The following is a 17,361-nucleotide window of genomic DNA, read 5'->3' as shown; positions in this document are numbered from 1 at the left end:
TTTTTAGCCCATAGTTTTTGTTTTAAACCATAGTTTTTTTTAATCCATAATGTTATCTCAACGAATAGGAACATAACCCCTGAGCTTGCCATTTATGAACTTACAGAATCATTTTTTAATTGCCATGCCTTCACTGACGGATCCCTATTTCGACCATTCCGTGGTGTATATCTGCGAACATAATGAAAATGGTGCGATGGGCCTCGTGATCAACAAGCCTATTGAGGATTTTTCTGTCGCGACCATGCTGAAAAAGCTCGAAATTGACGTGTCTGACAATACCAACACGCGAAATCTTGAAAAAATGGTGATTGCGGGTGGCCCTGTTTCTGAAGAGCACGGGTTTATTATCCATACCCCTGTGGCGGGTTATGCGGCAAGTTTGCGCCTCAATGACCATGTCATGGTAACCACCTCTAAAGATATTTTAGAAACGTTAGGCAGTGAACAGCATCCCATGAATTCTTTAGTCACTCTCGGTTATTCAAGCTGGGAACCTGGGCAGTTAGAAAGTGAAATCATGGAAAATAGCTGGTTGACCGTTAAAGCCGATCCTAAACTGATTTTTGATACGCCGATAAATGAACGCTGGAAAGCCGCAGGCAAACTTTTAGGCATCGACATCCATAATATCTCCATGCAAGCGGGGCACGCTTAATGTCAGCAAGAACTTTATTAGCCTTTGATTTTGGGACGAAAAGCATTGGTGTCGCTGTTGGTCAAGAGATCACCGGTACCGCCCGCGCGTTAACCTCATTAAAAGCCACCGATGGCAGACCTGACTGGTCACAAATTGAAAAACTGCTCAAAGAGTGGCAGCCGCAGCTTGTGATCGTGGGACTTCCTTTAAATATGGATGGAACTGAGCAGCTCGTCACTAGCCAAGCACGTAATTTTGCCAATCGCATTCACGGACGCTTTGGTGTGCAGGTTCAACTGCATGATGAAAGGCTGTCTACCGTAGAGGCGAAATCGGGGCTGTTTGAGCAAGGTGGCTATCGCGCACTGAGCAAAGGCAAAGTGGATTCTGCCTCTGCGGTGGTGATTTTAGAAAGTTGGTTTGAACAAAATTACTAAAAGGCACATCTTTACGTTTATTTTCCCCATTCAGTTGCTGCAAAGGTGCCGTTCGCCCTTAATATGTTTTACACTAGGGCTAATTCTCACTATTCACCGAAAGCAACTGAAAAACGGTATTGAATAACATGACCATTCAAAAAAACCTATCTGATGTCACTGAGCGTATTCATCTTGCTGCAACCGAGTGTCACCGCTCCCCTCAAGATATTACCCTGTTAGCTGTGAGTAAAACCAAACCTTGTGAAGCCATTATGGAAGCTATCGAGGCAGGTCAACGCCAATTTGGTGAAAACTATGTGCAAGAAGGCGTGGAGAAAATCCAGCACTTTGCGGAAAGAACCGACCTAGTTTGGCACTTTATTGGTCCACTACAGTCCAATAAAAGCCGCTTAGTGGCAGAACATTTTGATTGGTTCCATACTTTAGATCGCGCCAAAATCGCCCAACGTTTAAATGAGCAGCGCCCTCAAAATAAAGCGCCGCTGAATGTGCTGATCCAAATTAATATTAGTGATGAAAACAGCAAATCGGGGATAACCCTCGAGGAAGTAAATGAACTTGCTGCTCAAGTCGCCCAATTACCCAATTTAGTGTTGCGTGGGTTAATGACCATTCCAGCCCCAGAAACCGATTATGAGCGCCAATGTGCAGCGTTTCGCCAAATGGAACAGGCATTCGAACAATTGAAAGCTAACTACCCGACTGTGGACACTTTATCCATGGGGATGACCGACGATATGCGCGCTGCTATCCACTGCGGATCAACACTTGTTCGCATCGGTACCGCCATTTTTGGTGCCCGTCAGTACCATAATTAATCTTTAGGAGAACAACATGCAACATCGCAAAATTGCCTTTATTGGCGCGGGAAATATGGCGAATGCCATTATTGCGGGTCTTGTGGCTCATGGCTATCCTGCATCGATGATCACCGTCTGTTCACCAACCCCTGTACGCCGTGACAAAATGGCGCAAGACTACGGCATCATTAGCACCAATGATAATCTCACCGCCGCCCAACAAGCGGACGTGATTGTGCTTGCCGTCAAACCGCAAATGATGAAAGACGTTTGTGAGCCTCTTCGACAACTCACAAACTTAGAAAATAAGCTGATATTAACCATCGCTGCCGGTATTCCTGCGGCTCGTTATAATGACTATTTTGCCCATTCACTGCGTTTAGTGCGCATTATGCCAAACACGCCGTCACTGGTGGGTAAAGGTGTTAGTGGCTTGTTTGCACAGTCCAATGTCTCTGAAGATGATAAACAATTTACTCAGCAATTGATGGAAAGCGTCGGTTCAACAACCTGGTGCGCCAAAGAGAGCGAAATCAACAATATCATTGCGTTAACCGGTAGCTCCCCCGCTTACTTTTTCCTGTTTATGGAATCCATGCAGCAAAAAGCCGAGCAGCTTGGCTATGATGAAAAACAAGCCCGCGAATTGGTTCTTAATGCCATTGAAGGTTCCGTGGCGTTAGCGAAATCACAAGGGGACACCCCATTTTCAACCTTGCGTGAGCAAGTCACCTCTAAAGGCGGCACCACCGCAATGGCTTTAGAGCAATTTTACCAAGGCAATCTACCGCAAACTGTCGCCAATGCTATGCAAAGCGCGATTGACCGTGCGGAAGAAATGGAAAAACTTTTTTAATTTATTTTTTGGGATAAGCCATGCAGACTATCGTTTTTGTTGTTACCACCCTGATCCAACTGTACATCTTTGTGCTTCTGCTCAGAGTATGGATGCAGTGCGTTCGTGCCGATTTCTATAACCCATTCTCGCAGTTTGTGGTTAAAGCCACTCAACCTATCGTGGGACCTTTACGCCGCTTAATTCCATCCGTTGGCTCCATTGATACTGCAACCCTGCTGGTGGCATTTATACTGGCGATTGCTGACATTATCTTTGGTATGTGGGCGACCAATATGCTGCCGGCCATCGGTTTGACTTTACTGCCAATGGGATTGATCCTCTTACTGACTTATATCGGTAAATTGATTTTCTGGATGATCTTAATTCGCGCCATTTTAAGCTGGGTCAGTCAAGGCCGTAACCCTGTCGATTATTTACTGTTCCAATTAACTGAACCGTTAATGGCACCGATTCGTCGCATTATTCCAGCCATGGGCGGGTTAGACTTCTCTGCGATGATTGTGATGTTTATTTTGATCGCCCTGAACTACTTACGCGTCGATGTCTCTTTAATGATTGATCCTGCGTTAACCGCCATGCTGTTCTCTGTCGGCATTATGTAAGGGAAGAGAGAAACAATGCAAAAAGTTGTATTAGCTACAGGTAACCAGGGCAAAGTTAATGAATTAGCGGATTTACTTCGCGAGTTCGGCATGGATATCGTCGCTCAAACCAGCCTTGGGGTTGAATCCGCAGAAGAGACCGGATTAACCTTTATCGAGAACGCAATATTAAAAGCTCGCCATGCTGCGGCACAAACAGGCTTACCCGCCATCGCCGATGATTCCGGTATTTCTGTGGATGCATTAGGTGGAGCACCGGGAATTTACTCTGCACGCTATGCGGGTGAAGATGCGACCGACCAGCAAAACCTCGATAAGCTTCTCGATGCCATGAAAGATGTGCCCGATGACCAACGTCAAGCGCAATTTAACTGCGTGTTAGTGTATCTGCGCCATGCAGAAGACCCGACGCCATTAGTATTTCATGGTCGCTGGCACGGAGTTTTAACCCGTGAAGCAAAAGGGCAAGGTGGCTTTGGTTACGACCCAATTTTCTACGTACCAGAATTAGGCTGTACCTCAGCAGAACTGACTAAAGCCGAAAAACAAGCGGTATCACACCGTGGTAAAGCGCTTGCGATGATGTTGGATGCCCTAAAAAATGCTTAAGCTTCCCCCATTAAGCTTGTATATCCACATTCCTTGGTGTGTACAAAAGTGCCCGTATTGTGATTTCAACTCACATACCCTTAAGGGGGAAATTCCCCAAACTGAGTATGTTGAGCATTTGCTTAGCGATCTGGATAAAGATGCCGAACTGATTGGCGACCGCCCCGTTAAAACTATCTTTATTGGTGGCGGTACACCGAGCTTATTAACCGCTGAATCCATGCAGATGTTGATGGATGGCGTTCGTGAGCGCGTGAATTTAGCCCCCGATGCTGAAGTGACTATGGAAGCCAACCCCGGCACAGTGGAAGCTGACCGTTTTGCAGGCTACCAAGCCGCGGGGATCAACCGTATCTCCATCGGAGTACAAAGCTTCGGAGACGACAAGCTGATCATGTTGGGTCGTATTCATGGCCCTAGTGAAGCTAAACGCGCCGCTCTGCTCGCCACCAACTTAAATCTACGCAGTTTTAATTTGGATTTAATGCACGGCTTACCGTCACAAACTCGCGACGAAGGGCTATCGGATTTACGCCAAGCGATTGAACTCGCTCCGCCGCATCTTTCTTGGTACCAGCTAACCATTGAGCCGAACACACAGTTTGGTTCTCGCCCGCCGCGTTTACCGGATGACGATACCCTATGGGATATCTACACCGAAGGGCATAAATTACTGACAGCGGCAGGCTATCAGCAATATGAAACCTCCGCCTATGCCAAAGCGGGTTATCAGTGCGAACATAACCTTAACTATTGGCGCTTTGGGGATTATCTAGGTATCGGTTGTGGCGCACATGGCAAAATCACATCAACCGATGGGCAAATTTTACGCACCGTCAAAACCAAACATCCTCGGGGTTATATGGAAGGTCGTTATCTTGATAATCAATATAATGTTGAGAACGAAGACCGCCCATTCGAGTATTTTATGAACCGTTTCCGGTTACTTGAAGCGATGCCTCGCCGTGAATTTACTGATTATACCGGTCTGGCAGAGTCTGTGGTTCGCCCAGCTATCGATGAAGCCTTAGCCAAAGGTTATATCTCAGAAACCGCTGATGAATGGCAAATTACCGAACATGGAAAGTTATTCTTAAACTCCCTACTGGAGCTGTTTTTAGGGGAAGAGTAAGTTTTATTTATCCATAAAAAAGCCAGCTTAATGCTGGCTTTTTCTTTTAAATAAGGGTAACAAATTGATGTCGATTACAGTGCTTTGGTGACTGCATCGATTTGTTCGGTGAGGCTGACTAAACCGCCACCAGAGAGATACCATAAGTCAGATTGCAAATAGGTGATTTTGCCATCTTTATAGGCTTTGGTTTCTTGGATATTTTGGTCTTCAAATACCGTTTTTTCCAATTTACCTGCGCCAATCGCTTCACTGCGATCTACAATCAAAATCACATCAGGATTCGCTTGTGCGATAGTTTTTGTATCCACCACACGGCGTTTGGATTTATCAGCATCCGCTTGAACAGGTAACTCAGCACGCTGGGCTTTTACCACATCGTAAACAACCGCTTGATTATTTGGGATTAACTTGCCGTCATTGTGCAATAAAACCAGCACTTTTTTATTGGATGCAGCCGCTTTTTTCTGAGCTTCTGCAATGGTTTTATCCAACTGAGCAAGTTGCTCATCCACCGCTTTTTGGTCACCGTATAAATCGCCAATTAAACGAATGTTGGCTTTCACTGACTCAACATAATTTTTGCTGTCAGAGCCTAGATTCAGCGTCGGAGCAATTTTTGATAATGCGTCGTAAGATCTACCTTGGCGACCCGTGATCACGATTAAATCGGGTTTCAATGCAGCAATCTCAGCTAAGTTTGGTTCTTTCATACCGCCTGCATTTTTGACTGTCGCAGGGATACCCGCTTTTACATAAGCAGGTGCATTACCCATCGGCAGAGCGACAACCTTGTCCCCTAACCCCAGTTTTTGCATTGAGTCATAAATACCGAAATCAAACAGAACCACTTTTTGTGGTTTTTTCACCACTTCCGTTTCGCCGGAAAGGTGTTTAACCGTGACTTTTTCAGCACCTTGTGCAGTGATTGCGTTTGGCGTAAATGCAGCAGATTCAGCACTCAGTGCGTAAGGCGCGGAGAATGACAGGATGGAAACCAGTACCGCTGGAATAAACTTTTTCATATGAATAACACCCATTTAGTCGTTAAGCCAAACCAGCATTCTAAGGAGAGTTACTCATAAGTCAATTAAATGATAATGATTCTTAGTATTGTTTTTATTTATGTTAATGCCGTCATGGTTTAATGAGACTTTTAATGCAAAAGGCAGTAATCAGTTTCCCTATTACTGCCTTTCATTACCAATGATAGCGTTGAAAACTCACCAAACTACCTGAATTATTTACCGTTAATTGAATTCAGTAAGCTAATGCGTTGTTGCTCTAATGAAGTGACTTTAGAACAAACTTGCTGACCAAACTGCTGGAAGCTGTTTTCTTGGTTTTTCCATTCACTATCAATTTCTTGCTGTAACCCACCAAGGCTACCTAGCATACCTTGCAGCATTTTGTTGGTATCACCGCCAGCAAGTAACTGTTTGCGTCCCATTTCATTGATACTGTCTTGTAAAATGCCACCTAAGCTTTCATTGACTAATTCACGCCCTGAAGTTTCTACTTTCTTGATACCTTCATGGTGGAAAGCGTAGCCATTTGAACGAGTTTCAATAATTTGGTTAATTTGACCGTTTAAATCTTTTTCAAGCTTAGTCAAGCGGTTGCGAATATTGCTATCGCTGCCAATCACCTTAACCACCACTTTATCGAGGGATTTACGCGATGCCGCTAATTTCTCTTCGGATTCTTTTTTGATCCACGGTAAATCCTGACGGATAGCCGATTGATAACGTAGTGCTTGCTGCTGTTGCTCAGAGGTCAGTGCAACTTTTTGACCATTCAGCGTCACATCACCATTTGGGGTGATTTTTAAATCACCACTGCGACCGACGACTTGAACATGTTCAGGCGTCATAAAAATGTCGTCTTTAGGGGTTACCGAGCAGTTGTAATCCGCCGCTTGGCTGGTGGCGCAGGCCAGTAATGAAAACGCAATTAAAGTACGGCGTAACATAAAATCTCCTCGTCGATTACCTCTAGATTGATTGAGAGGTAATTAGAAAACAGAACGTCCAATTCGTTTCGATAAAAGCTCTAAGGCAGCGCAGCCGACCAAAGAGTTTCCTGCTGAATCTAATTCCGGTGACCATACTGCCACCGTAAATTGGTTAGGAACCACACACACAATACCGCCACCGACACCTGATTTACCGGGCATTCCAATACGAAATGCAAATTCACCAGAACCATCGTACATACCACAAGTCATCATCAACGCATTGATTTGTCGAGATTGTAGCGGCGTGATAATTGGGTCTATCGAACAAGGCGACTCACCTTGATTCATTAAATAGGTAAAACACCTAGCCAGTTCGACACAATTCATACTTAGAGAACAATAATGAAAATAAGTTTCTAAAACCGTTAAAACATCATTATCAAAATTGCCAAAAGATTTCATTAAATACGCGATAGCTGCATTGCGGCTCGCATGCTCCATTTCTGAACGAGCGACATTGATGTCATAGCTAATGTCAGGTTCGCAAGCGAGTTTTCGGATAAACTCCAGCATCCGCTGTTTTGGTGCGCTTAAACGAGATTGCAGCATGTCGGCAATCACAATCGCGCCGGCATTGATAAAAGGGTTACGGGGAATTCCCTTTTCCATCTCTATCTGAATCAATGAGTTGAACGGCAGCCCTGAAGGCTCTTTACCAACACGGCTCCAAATTTCTTGCTCTTCGTAGCGCGTCATTGCCAAGGTTAAGCTGAGAACCTTAGAAATGGATTGAACTGAGAAACGTTTTCTCGCATCTCCCGCTGTGAAAATATCACCTTCTGCGGTATGAACCGCTATCCCCAAATGATGTGAAGGAATACCGCCAAGCGCCGGTATGTAGTCAGCCACCTTCCCTTGACCTATCAGGGGGCGGACTTGCTCCAAAATATCATGCAGTAATTGGTCAGAAAACTGGGTGCTCAAGTGTTTTGCTCCAGAATGGATTACTCTAGAAAATAAAGGCATCCAATTGGATGCCTTTATTAATAATCAAACTAGTTATTATTCCCACCAAACATCAAACAGTTCAGAAACAACAACGTCGTTCATCCCTTTTGATTTTAGCCAGTTTTCAACGATTTGACGGTGTTCTTCGGTGCATTTACCAATTTTCTGCAGGCAAACAATCCCTTCCCAGTTCATGTAGCCGCTAGCTTCAAATGCCAGACCGTTTGGCTCGATAGCTTCAGCAATCAGTTGGTCAACGACGCTGTCCACTTCTTCGATTGGCGTACCTTCTTTAAAGTTCCACTTAACAATGAAACCTAATTCTTGGAACTCGTCCAAACGCATTTTTTTACGTAAACGGCGACTACGCTGTTGTTTAGCCATGATTAAACCCTCTTAAACATTAAATCCCATACACCGTGCCCTAACCGCTGGCCGCGCTTTTCAAACTTTGTTTCTGGTCTTGATTCTGGACGAGGAACGTAGTCCCCTGACGTGGATACGTTTTCATACCCAGCCACGCTGGTCATTACCTCAAGCATATGTTCTGCATAAGGTTCCCAGTCTGTCGCCATGTGGAAAACACCACCATCAATTAATTTACTGCGAATTTTTTCTGCGAAAGGCACCTGCACAATACGACGTTTATTGTGTTTCGCTTTATGCCAAGGATCAGGGAAGAATAACTGAACCATTGCTAAGCTGCCGTTCGGGATCATGAAGTCTAAAACTTCAATGGCATCGTGGCACATCACGCGTAGGTTGGTGATGTTCTCTTCTTTCGCTGATGCCAAACAAGCCCCAACGCCCGGTGCATGCACTTCAATACCCAGAAAGTTTTGATCTGGGTTTTGTGCTGCCATCGTCACTAATGAGGTGCCCATTCCAAATCCAATTTCCAGAGTCACCGGATTTGAATTATTAAATAGTTTTGCGAAATCAAAGGGTTCGTTGACAAAATCGATCCCCATTTCTGCCCATTCGCTTTCTAATGCCTCTTCCTGACGTTTTGTCAGACGCCCTTGACGGCGGACAAAACTACGGACACGGCGCATAACCCGCCCTTCTTCATTATATTCGGGGGAGATAACGTTATTGATCATAATAAAGTTCTAAAAAATTCGTTGTCCAGTTAGATAATGTGCCAACAAGAGTATAAAAAAAACCAAACATACCTAATTAATTAATATCTAAGTATGGTGGGAAAGGGAGTTTAGCAAAACTTCAAGGATCTTGCAGTTGATAATTGGATAACTTTACACAAGAAGCGGTTTACAGCTATCACCGTCTATGTTGCAATCCTCTCCATGACTGAAATCGCGATAAAAATATTATAAATAATGGAAGCTCAACAATTCTCAAGTGCAGTGCTCAAGTGGTATCACAAATACGGTCGTAAAACCTTGCCATGGCAGCAGGAAAAATCCTCCTACCATGTTTGGCTCTCTGAAGTCATGTTGCAGCAGACCCAAGTCAGCACAGTCATTCCCTATTTTGAAAAATTCACCCAACGCTTTGCGGATGTGACCGCACTGGCGAATGCGCCCCTTGATGAAGTTCTGCATTTATGGACAGGACTCGGTTATTACGCACGAGCGCGCAATCTGCATAAAGCCGCGCAGGTGATTGCTACCCAATATAATGGTCAATTTCCTACCACGTTTGAGGAAGTGAATGCGCTTCCGGGGGTGGGACGTTCAACGGCAGGCGCTATTCTCTCCCTTTCTCAAAAGCAACATTACCCAATTTTAGACGGTAACGTAAAACGCGTGCTTGCTCGCTGCTATGCAGTCGCGGGTTGGCCGGGTAAGAAAGAGGTAGAAAATCGCCTGTGGGAAATCAGCACCAACGTCACCCCCAAAGTAGAAGTCGAATATTTTAACCAAGCCATGATGGATCTTGGTGCAATGGTGTGTACTCGCAGTAAACCAAAATGCGAACTATGCCCACTCAATACTGGCTGTATTGCTTACGCTAATCACTCTTGGCAGGAATATCCGGGGAAAAAACCTAAGCAGAAAATTCCGGAAAAAAGTGCATGGTTTTTGATCCTTCAGCACCAAGATAATGTCTGGTTAGAACAGCGCCCTCCTTCCGGCATTTGGGGCGGTTTATTCGCCTTCCCACAGTTTGAAAGCCATGAGCAACTGGCTCAGTGGCTAGCTGATTCTGGCCTGCAATATGACACGCCAGAACAATTAATTGCTTTTCGCCACACATTTAGCCATTTCCATTTAGATATTATCCCTGTAAAAGTTAATATTCAGGCATTTAACTCTGCCATGGATGAAGGCAACGGACTCTGGTATAACTTACACCTAGGCGCAACCGTTGGGCTTGCAGCTCCGGTTGAAAGTTTACTAAAACAACTTGCCTTACTACCTGATATTCGAGGAAAAAATAAATGAGTAGAACCATTTTTTGCACTTTCTTACAACGTGACGCTGATGGGCAAGATTTCCAGCTTTACCCAGGTGAATTAGGAAAGCGTATTTTTAATGAGATTTCGAAAGAAGCATGGAGTCAATGGATGACAAAACAGACTATGCTGATCAATGAAAAGAAATTAAACACCATGAACCCAGACGATCGCAAAATGCTGGAACAAGAAATGGTGAAATTCTTATTTGAAGGTCACGATATTCAAATTGATGGCTATACCCCAGAAAAATAGTTTTTAGGTCTATACCTATCGAACCTCAAGTTGCATGGCTCGGTTTGCTAACCTCCTGCAACTTGAATGTTTTAGGGAAAATGACCGAAATAGCAGCTAGCTTGCATTATTATTGTGGATCGTATGAAAAAATTATTTGCTCTCACATTGTTGATTCCCCTGATTGTTTCTTGCTCCAGTAATCAGAAATCCGACTTTAATCCCGACTACGTCAAAGATACCAATGGCTTTGATATTTTGATGGGGCAATTTGCTCATAACATCGAAAATATTTGGGGGATCAAAGAAGTCCTGATTGCAGGACCTAAAGACTATGTGAAATATACCGATGAGTATCGTACTCGTAGCCACATTAACTTTGATGCAGGGACAATCACGGTTGAGACCATCTCCGCTGTTGAACCGTCAGAACACCTGAAAAAAGCCATTGTCACCACTTTATTGATGGGCGATGACCCGAATTCCATCGACCTCTATTCTGATATTAACGACATTCCCTACAGTAAAGAGCCATTCCTGTTTGGTCAGGTGATGGATAATACGGGCGAACCGATTCGCTGGGAGTGGCGAGCCACTAAATTTGCAGATTATCTGATCAGCAATAAAATGCAGCGAAGACAATCTGGTATGAATATTGTATGGTCGGTGACCATGCAATTGGTACCAAACCACTTAGATAAACGCGCCCATAAATATATGCCATTTATTAAGAAATCATCCGCGAAATACGGCGTAGATGAATCACTGATTCTGGCAATTATGCAGATTGAATCGAGCTTCAACCCATACGCAGTTAGCCGTTCTGATGCGCTAGGTTTGATGCAAATTATGCCAAACACAGCCGGTAAAGATGTGTTCCGCTCTCAAGGCAAATCTGGGGTACCAAGCCGCAGCTATCTGTTTGATCCTGAGCAAAACATTGATACAGGTACGGCATACTTAGCTATCTTACAAAATAGTTATTTGGGGGATATCAGTAATCCAACTTCACGTCGCTATGCAGTTATTACGGCTTATAACGGCGGTGCTGGCAGCGTGCTACGCGTCTTCCACAATGATAAAAAACAAGCGGCTCAGCGTATTAATAACCTAGAGCCGGGAGAAGTTTACGAAACGCTTTCCACCAAACACCCTGCGGCGGAATCTCGTAATTATCTTATTAAAGTGAATAAGGCGCAGAAAAAATATCTACGCTAATAAATCCTTAAAATAGCGATAAAAATGCCAGTAAACCATCACAGTTGCTGGCATTTTTTTTTCACTTTTTGTGAGTTTTTGCATTGATTTGCTTAAAAATTAATTGAAACGCTGAAAAAAAACGCATTCAATCAAAAGTTTTTAGAAACCGCCTTGACTCACCCTCTTAAATCAGGTTTAATACGCTCCGTTGCCCGGATAGCTCAGTCGGTAGAGCAGGGGATTGAAAATCCCCGTGTCCTTGGTTCGATTCCGAGTCCGGGCACCACTATTTAAAGAACCCGCCCTAGTGGCGGGTTTTTGCTTTCTAGCCTTTCCAAACTTATTCAACCAGAATCTACTCAGTAACCACCTTAACTTAATCTAAATTTCATAAATTCAGATCTTATTTGATTTAGCTCCACATTTGCGTTGATTTTATAGCGTATAAATAACTATATGATAAAAGTTGTTTTGTAACCCATTGGTAAACAACAAAAAAATAACCTAGAGTTAATCTTCTCTCAACGTTTTTAACCAACTTTTAATCATTAATCATGGCTATTTATAGTCTAATAAATATACAAGACATCATAACAACAAGATTGGCGTATAGTTTCTTATTGCCTTAATCACTTTTAAGCAATGAGCTGAAGGAGCGCTTATGTGTAAAGAATCAGTGAAAAGCCCGATGTATTTATCCATTGCAAACTGGGTAATGAAACAGGGTCGCTGGATCACCGCCAGAGAAATCTCGAATAATTTTGAAATTCCGCATACCAATGCGGTGAATATTGTCTCTTATATTCTTTCGGATGTGGCAGAAATACAGTGTGAAGTCAAAATGATCCCCAATAAGTTATCGGGACGAGGCTGCCAATGCCAACGATTGATTAAAGTGACTAAAATTGACAGTCAACTTTACTCTCGCCTAAAAAATTATACTTCCGAGAAGATGACGATTGAGTCGCCGGTGAAAACGAATCTCGTCCCACCAACAGAACTTAATCGTGAGCAAAAATGGCAATGGATGCTATCTAAAGCCCAGCGTCGTTAATATTATTTTCATCGACGCCATAACAAAAAAACGCAGGCTTTTAGCCTGCGTTGAGGTTACTGAAAAAATATTATTGACGATTCTACACATCCGCATCATTGACCTTTCGGTTTGACATCCGTAGTTCCTTGCAACCGAGGGCGATTAGGCTCTATCTCAGTTAACGGTATAGCTTCCTCTAAACGTTGAAGATAACGTCCCGCTAAATCTTGATACTCTTTGGTATTTAGCTGTTTCCAATGAAGTTCTTCATCGCTCACATGGCGAAGAAAACGTGCAGGTGCGCCGATCAACATCTGTCTTGGCTCACCTTGGAAACCCGCTTTAACAAAACTCATCGCACCAATAATGCTTTCGTCACCGATGACGGCACCATCCATCACTACACTATTCATGCCGACCAGAGCGTCACGCCCAATAATGCAACCATGTAAAATTGAGCCATGACCAATATGCCCAGATTCACGCACAATAGTCTCAACATCGCTGTAACCATGCATGATGCAACCGTCTTGAATATTCGCCCCTTTTTCGATGATTAGGCGCCCGTAATCCCCCCGTAATGAAGCATTTGGCCCCACAAACACATCGGCACCAATAATGACATCACCAATCACCACGGCGGAAGGATGAACGTAAGCCGTTGGATGCACCACGGGCGTCACGCCTTCAAAGCTGTAAAAACTCATAATCACCTCGCAGTCATCCAATCACTCGTAGGATTAGCGTCCTTTCCAGTTTGGCTCACGCTTCTCTGAGAATGCTAAAGGGCCTTCCGTTGCATCTTCAGAGTGCAATACAGCAGGGTAGTTTTCTAACACACCACTGCGCATCAATTTATAGCCCTCTTCCACCGTTAATTCTCCGGTTGCGCGGAAAATTTCTTTCAGTGCAGCAACGGCAAGCGGTGCGCTTTGTGTTATTTTTTCAGCCAGCTCTCGCGCTTTATCCATTAAATTCTCGATAGGCACCACTTCATTCGCAATACCCCAACGCAGCGCCTCTTGAGCATCCATTCGGCGCCCTGTCATCACCATTTCATTGACGATAGGCGCAGGCAGAATTTTTGGTAAGCGCAAAACACCACCGCTATCGGGCACAATACCTAATTGCGCTTCAGGTAGCGCGAAACTGGCATTTTCAGAACAGATAATCATATCTGCCGCCAGCGCTAGCTCAAAGCCACCGCCAAACGCATAACCGTTTACTGCCGCGATCACGGGTTTATTTAAGTTGAAAATCTCAGTTAATCCCGCAAAACCGCCCGGGCCAAAATCAGCATCAGGCGCTTCCCCTTCCGCCGCAGATTTTAAATCCCATCCCGCAGAGAAGAAACGTTCTCCAGCACCCGTAATAATGGCCACTCGCAACGTTGGGTCATCACGGAAATTAAGGAAAACTTCCCCCATTTTAAAACTGGTTTTTGCATCAATGGCGTTGGCTTTAGGTCTATCGAGTACAATTTCTAGCACGGCACCATGACGGGTAACTTTTAATGATTCGCTCATAGTTTAAACCTTTAGGTTGTTATTCGATTATTTCAGATGTTTTTTCAGCACCTTACCAGAGCAATTACGAGGTAAACCTTGACGAACTTCCACCAATGAGGGCACTTTGAACTTCGCCATTTTCGTTTCACAGAAAGCAAAAAACTCTTCTTGAGTTAGCGTAGCCCCCTCCTCCAGCACGATAAACGCTTTGATAGCCTCATCACGGATGGCGTCCATCACACCGATAACCGCGACATCCGCAATAACTGGATGGGACGCAATGATGTTCTCAATTTCGCTGCAAGAGACGTTTTCACCGCCGCGTTTGACCATGTTGCTACTACGGTCAACAAAGTAGAAAAATCCATCGTCATCTTGATAAGCAAAATCGCCAGTGTGCATCCACCCTTCACTATCAAAGGTTTTTTCTGTAGCTTCAGGATTGTTGTAATAGGCTTTAAATAAGGTTTTACCCCGCTCGCCTTTTACACATAGCTCGCCAATGTCCCCTGTTTTTAATGGTTGATTATGTTTATCTCGAATTTGAGCTTGATAACCAAATCCAGGGCGTCCTATGGACGGCCAGCGTCGTTCATCCCCAGGTCTATCACCAATCAGCCCAACAATAGTTTCAGTCATGCCATACGACGTGAGAAACTGCGTCACGGCAAAGCGTTCCATAAACTGCTGCTTTTCTTTATCGCTTAAATTGAGATAGAACATCACTTCCCGTAAACAGTGCGCTTGCTCATTGTCGGCAACCGGTTGACTCATTAAGGTGCGGATCATCATTGGAATCAGCTCCGCCACTGTCGCGCGATGCTTCACAATCTGTTGCCAGAAACGCCGAGCACTGTATTTCTCAAGGAGAACAAAGGTTGCCCCAGCGGAGAATACCGCCATAGCCGCTGTGCATTGGCAATCGATATGAAAAGCGGGCATCACCGTCAAATAGACATCATCAGAACGTAATGCACATTGCCAAGAGGAGTAATAACCTGCAAAGCGCAGATTATAGTGGGTGATAATGACCCCTTTTGGTTTAGAGGTCGTCCCAGAGGTGAACAGAATTTCGGCGGTATCATCCACGCTGAGTTCAACCTGCTCTGCCAGCACAATCGATTGTTGAGCTAGTTCAACGGTAAAGTCAGTCATACCTTGCTGCGTTGGTAATTGGGTGTCTGAAATTAAGAAGATATGTTCGAGCGCTGTTGCTTTGTCATCGACAAGAGTTTGGTAAATATCGACAAAATGGGGACGAGTGACAACCAACCGAGGTTGGCAGTTTTGGATGATCCACGCGCTCTCTTCATACTTGAATCGCGCATTGACCGGCACCATGATCGCCCCAATTTTGGCAAGACCAAACCAGCAAAAGAAAAACTCTGGGCAATTATCTAAATGTAACGCAACTTTATCCCCTTTTTGAATGCCATAGCTTAAAAAGAGGTTGGCAGTGCGGTTAATCTGCTGATTCATTTCTAAATAGCTGAATTCACGCACATCACCATCACAGGATTCAAAGATAAGCGCCTTTTTATTACCGTGAGTTTTCGCAAAATCATCCCACATTTGACGCAAATTTTGTTTACCGATTACATCCATTAATTGTTATCCCATCATTTCCCTAATGTCTATTCAGTCCAACAGGAATGATTGAACTGAATAGTCATTGAATTACTCAACAATTTTAGCCAGCCCTTTCTCGACCAGCCCCCTAATATCATTTTCGTTATAACCAATGTTTTGCAGAATATCCGACGTGTCCATGCCGTGAGATGGCATACCACGCCAGATTTGCCCCGGATTATTTTTGAATTTTGGCATCACGTTTGGACCACGACAGGTACGCCCGTCCATGGTTTGCCAACTGGTGATGGATTCACGGGCAATATATTGTGGATTGGTTTCTAATTCTGGAATGGTAAGTACCTTGGCGCTGGCAATATTCAGCTCCGCCAAGCGCGCTAGAACAACATCAATGTCACGCGCACCTAGCCACTCATCTAATTTTTCTTCAACAAGTGGGCCATACGGGCACTCAACACGGTGAATGAGCTGCGTGCCTTCAGGAATTTCTGGTGTACCCAATAAGTGAGCAAGACCAATATCTTTGAAGATTTCTTGGATCTGAGTAATACCCACAATCTCCATTACGATATAACCGTCTTTACAGCTATAAAGCCCACAACCGGCATAATACGGGTCTTTTCCTTTCGTCATGCGTGGGCAAATTTCGCCGCCGTTAAAGTAGTCCATCATGAAATACTGCCCCATACGCAACATCACTTCGTACATGGCAATATCAATGCTTTCGCCTTTACCTGTTTTTTGAACTTTATACAGTGCCGCTAAAGCAGAGGTGGTGGCGGTCATGCCAGAAAAATAGTCTGCGGTATACGGGAATGCCGGCATTGGCTGGTCTTTATCACCGTTTTGAATTAAATAACCGCTGAATGCTTGCGCAATGGTGTTATACGCCGCAAGGTTGGTGTATTGCGGGTCGCCGTATTGTCCGAAGCCTGATAAGTGGGCGATCACCAATTTCGGGTTATGCTCCCACAATAATTCATCGGTGATCCCTCTGCGCGCAAAGGCTGGGCCTTTACTGGCTTCGATAAAAATATCCGTCGTTTCCATCAGTTTAAGGAACGCTTCTCGACCTTCATCTTTAAAGATGTTCAGCGATAGCGCCCGTAGATTGCGGCGAGATAGTTGCGGGTAATTAGGTTGAACACGAATGGTATCAGCCCATGCGACGTTTTCGATCCAAATAACCTCCGCGCCCCATTCTGCGAACATTTGTCCGGCAAATGGGCCTGCAATTTCAATCCCTGAAAATACCACCCTAACCCCAGATAGCGGGCCAAACTCGGGCATTGGTAAATGCTCTGCCATTTTCTCATCTCCTGTGAAA

20 protein-coding genes and 1 tRNA gene are annotated in these 17,361 nt (G+C 44.4%); 12 read left to right on the top strand and 9 right to left on the bottom strand.

What is annotated here, in order from left to right:
• The first annotated feature begins 94 nt into the window (after nt 1–94).
• The 7 genes from H0913_RS04980 to hemW all read left to right on the top strand — a co-directional run bounded on the left by H0913_RS04980 (nt 95) and on the right by hemW (nt 5,082).
• Nucleotides 95–658 carry a YqgE/AlgH family protein gene (locus H0913_RS04980; RefSeq protein ID WP_154639431.1) on the top strand — a complete coding sequence of 188 codons (564 nt, stop codon included), beginning with the start codon at nt 95–97 and terminating at the stop codon, nt 656–658.
• Nucleotides 658–1,077 (top strand): Holliday junction resolvase RuvX, encoded by a 420-nt coding sequence (ruvX, locus tag H0913_RS04975; RefSeq protein WP_181478086.1) that lies wholly within the window; start codon nt 658–660, stop codon nt 1,075–1,077. Before H0913_RS04980 ends, ruvX begins: the two co-directional genes overlap by 1 nt.
• Before the next feature lie 128 nt (nt 1,078–1,205).
• A complete protein-coding gene (locus tag H0913_RS04970; protein WP_154604534.1) occupies nt 1,206–1,898 on the top strand; it encodes a YggS family pyridoxal phosphate-dependent enzyme in 693 nt (230 codons plus the stop codon).
• Between the two features lie 16 nt (nt 1,899–1,914).
• On the top strand, nt 1,915–2,736 hold the full coding sequence (gene proC / locus H0913_RS04965) for a pyrroline-5-carboxylate reductase (RefSeq protein ID WP_181478084.1): 822 nt from the start codon (nt 1,915–1,917) through the stop codon (nt 2,734–2,736).
• A gap of 20 nt (nt 2,737–2,756) precedes the next feature.
• Nucleotides 2,757–3,341, top strand: a complete 585-nt coding sequence (locus H0913_RS04960) for a YggT family protein (RefSeq protein WP_154639429.1) — start codon at nt 2,757–2,759, stop codon at nt 3,339–3,341.
• A 15-nt stretch (nt 3,342–3,356) separates the two neighbouring features.
• The gene (locus H0913_RS04955) at nt 3,357–3,950 is read left to right on the top strand and encodes an XTP/dITP diphosphatase (protein ID WP_181478083.1); all 594 of its coding nucleotides are present in this window, start codon (nt 3,357–3,359) and stop codon (nt 3,948–3,950) included.
• A complete protein-coding gene (gene hemW, locus H0913_RS04950) occupies nt 3,943–5,082 on the top strand; it encodes a radical SAM family heme chaperone HemW (RefSeq protein ID WP_154604530.1) in 1,140 nt (379 codons plus the stop codon). The genes H0913_RS04955 and hemW overlap by 8 nt, the downstream gene beginning before the upstream one ends.
• A gap of 74 nt (nt 5,083–5,156) precedes the next feature.
• Here the strand turns inward: hemW and H0913_RS04945 are convergent, their stop codons facing one another.
• The 5 genes from H0913_RS04945 to trmB all read right to left on the bottom strand — a co-directional run bounded on the left by H0913_RS04945 (nt 5,157) and on the right by trmB (nt 9,150).
• Nucleotides 5,157–6,107, bottom strand: a complete 951-nt coding sequence (locus H0913_RS04945; protein ID WP_181478082.1) for a siderophore ABC transporter substrate-binding protein — start codon at nt 6,105–6,107, stop codon at nt 5,157–5,159.
• Nucleotides 6,108–6,322: 215 nt separating this feature from the next.
• Nucleotides 6,323–7,054, bottom strand: a complete 732-nt coding sequence (locus H0913_RS04940) for a DUF2884 domain-containing protein (RefSeq protein ID WP_181478081.1) — start codon at nt 7,052–7,054, stop codon at nt 6,323–6,325.
• 42 nt (nt 7,055–7,096) lie between these two features.
• The gene (glsB, locus tag H0913_RS04935) at nt 7,097–8,065 is read right to left on the bottom strand and encodes a glutaminase B (protein ID WP_420720237.1); all 969 of its coding nucleotides are present in this window, start codon (nt 8,063–8,065) and stop codon (nt 7,097–7,099) included.
• 36 nt (nt 8,066–8,101) lie between these two features.
• Entirely contained in the window at nt 8,102–8,431 is a 330-nt protein-coding gene (locus H0913_RS04930) for a YggL family protein (protein ID WP_036954142.1), read from the bottom strand.
• A 2-nt stretch (nt 8,432–8,433) separates the two neighbouring features.
• Entirely contained in the window at nt 8,434–9,150 is a 717-nt protein-coding gene (gene trmB, locus H0913_RS04925) for a tRNA (guanosine(46)-N7)-methyltransferase TrmB (RefSeq protein ID WP_154604527.1), read from the bottom strand.
• 237 nt (nt 9,151–9,387) lie between these two features.
• Between trmB and mutY the strand changes: the two genes are divergently transcribed.
• The 5 genes from mutY to caiF all read left to right on the top strand — a co-directional run bounded on the left by mutY (nt 9,388) and on the right by caiF (nt 12,954).
• Nucleotides 9,388–10,455, top strand: a complete 1,068-nt coding sequence (gene mutY / locus H0913_RS04920; RefSeq protein WP_154604526.1) for an A/G-specific adenine glycosylase — start codon at nt 9,388–9,390, stop codon at nt 10,453–10,455.
• Nucleotides 10,452–10,721 (top strand): oxidative damage protection protein, encoded by a 270-nt coding sequence (locus H0913_RS04915; protein WP_006657365.1) that lies wholly within the window; start codon nt 10,452–10,454, stop codon nt 10,719–10,721. Before mutY ends, H0913_RS04915 begins: the two co-directional genes overlap by 4 nt.
• A 123-nt stretch (nt 10,722–10,844) precedes the next feature.
• Nucleotides 10,845–11,918 (top strand): membrane-bound lytic murein transglycosylase MltC, encoded by a 1,074-nt coding sequence (gene mltC / locus H0913_RS04910; protein ID WP_154604525.1) that lies wholly within the window; start codon nt 10,845–10,847, stop codon nt 11,916–11,918.
• A 192-nt stretch (nt 11,919–12,110) separates the two neighbouring features.
• Nucleotides 12,111–12,186 (top strand) — tRNA-Phe (locus H0913_RS04905).
• 375 nt (nt 12,187–12,561) lie between these two features.
• On the top strand, nt 12,562–12,954 hold the full coding sequence (gene caiF / locus H0913_RS04900; protein WP_036954132.1) for a carnitine metabolism transcriptional regulator CaiF: 393 nt from the start codon (nt 12,562–12,564) through the stop codon (nt 12,952–12,954).
• A gap of 95 nt (nt 12,955–13,049) precedes the next feature.
• Here the strand turns inward: caiF and caiE are convergent, their stop codons facing one another.
• The 4 genes from caiE to caiB form a co-directional block, all read right to left on the bottom strand.
• Complete coding sequence (gene caiE, locus H0913_RS04895) at nt 13,050–13,643, bottom strand: carnitine operon protein CaiE (RefSeq protein ID WP_181478079.1); 594 nt, start codon at nt 13,641–13,643, stop codon at nt 13,050–13,052.
• A gap of 33 nt (nt 13,644–13,676) precedes the next feature.
• The gene (gene caiD, locus H0913_RS04890) at nt 13,677–14,462 is read right to left on the bottom strand and encodes a crotonobetainyl-CoA hydratase (RefSeq protein ID WP_108479451.1); all 786 of its coding nucleotides are present in this window, start codon (nt 14,460–14,462) and stop codon (nt 13,677–13,679) included.
• Nucleotides 14,463–14,489: 27 nt separating this feature from the next.
• A complete protein-coding gene (gene caiC / locus H0913_RS04885; RefSeq protein WP_181478078.1) occupies nt 14,490–16,049 on the bottom strand; it encodes a crotonobetaine/carnitine-CoA ligase in 1,560 nt (519 codons plus the stop codon).
• Nucleotides 16,050–16,121: 72 nt separating this feature from the next.
• On the bottom strand, nt 16,122–17,342 hold the full coding sequence (gene caiB / locus H0913_RS04880; protein ID WP_154604522.1) for an L-carnitine CoA-transferase: 1,221 nt from the start codon (nt 17,340–17,342) through the stop codon (nt 16,122–16,124).
• Between the last annotated feature and the right edge of the window lie 19 nt (nt 17,343–17,361).

The sequence above is a fragment of the Providencia rettgeri genome (assembly GCF_013702265.1).
GTDB classification, from domain to species: Bacteria; Pseudomonadota; Gammaproteobacteria; order Enterobacterales; family Enterobacteriaceae; genus Providencia; species Providencia zhijiangensis.
Note: the sequence above shows the minus strand (reverse complement) of the source record. Positions and strands in the feature narration are given on the sequence as shown.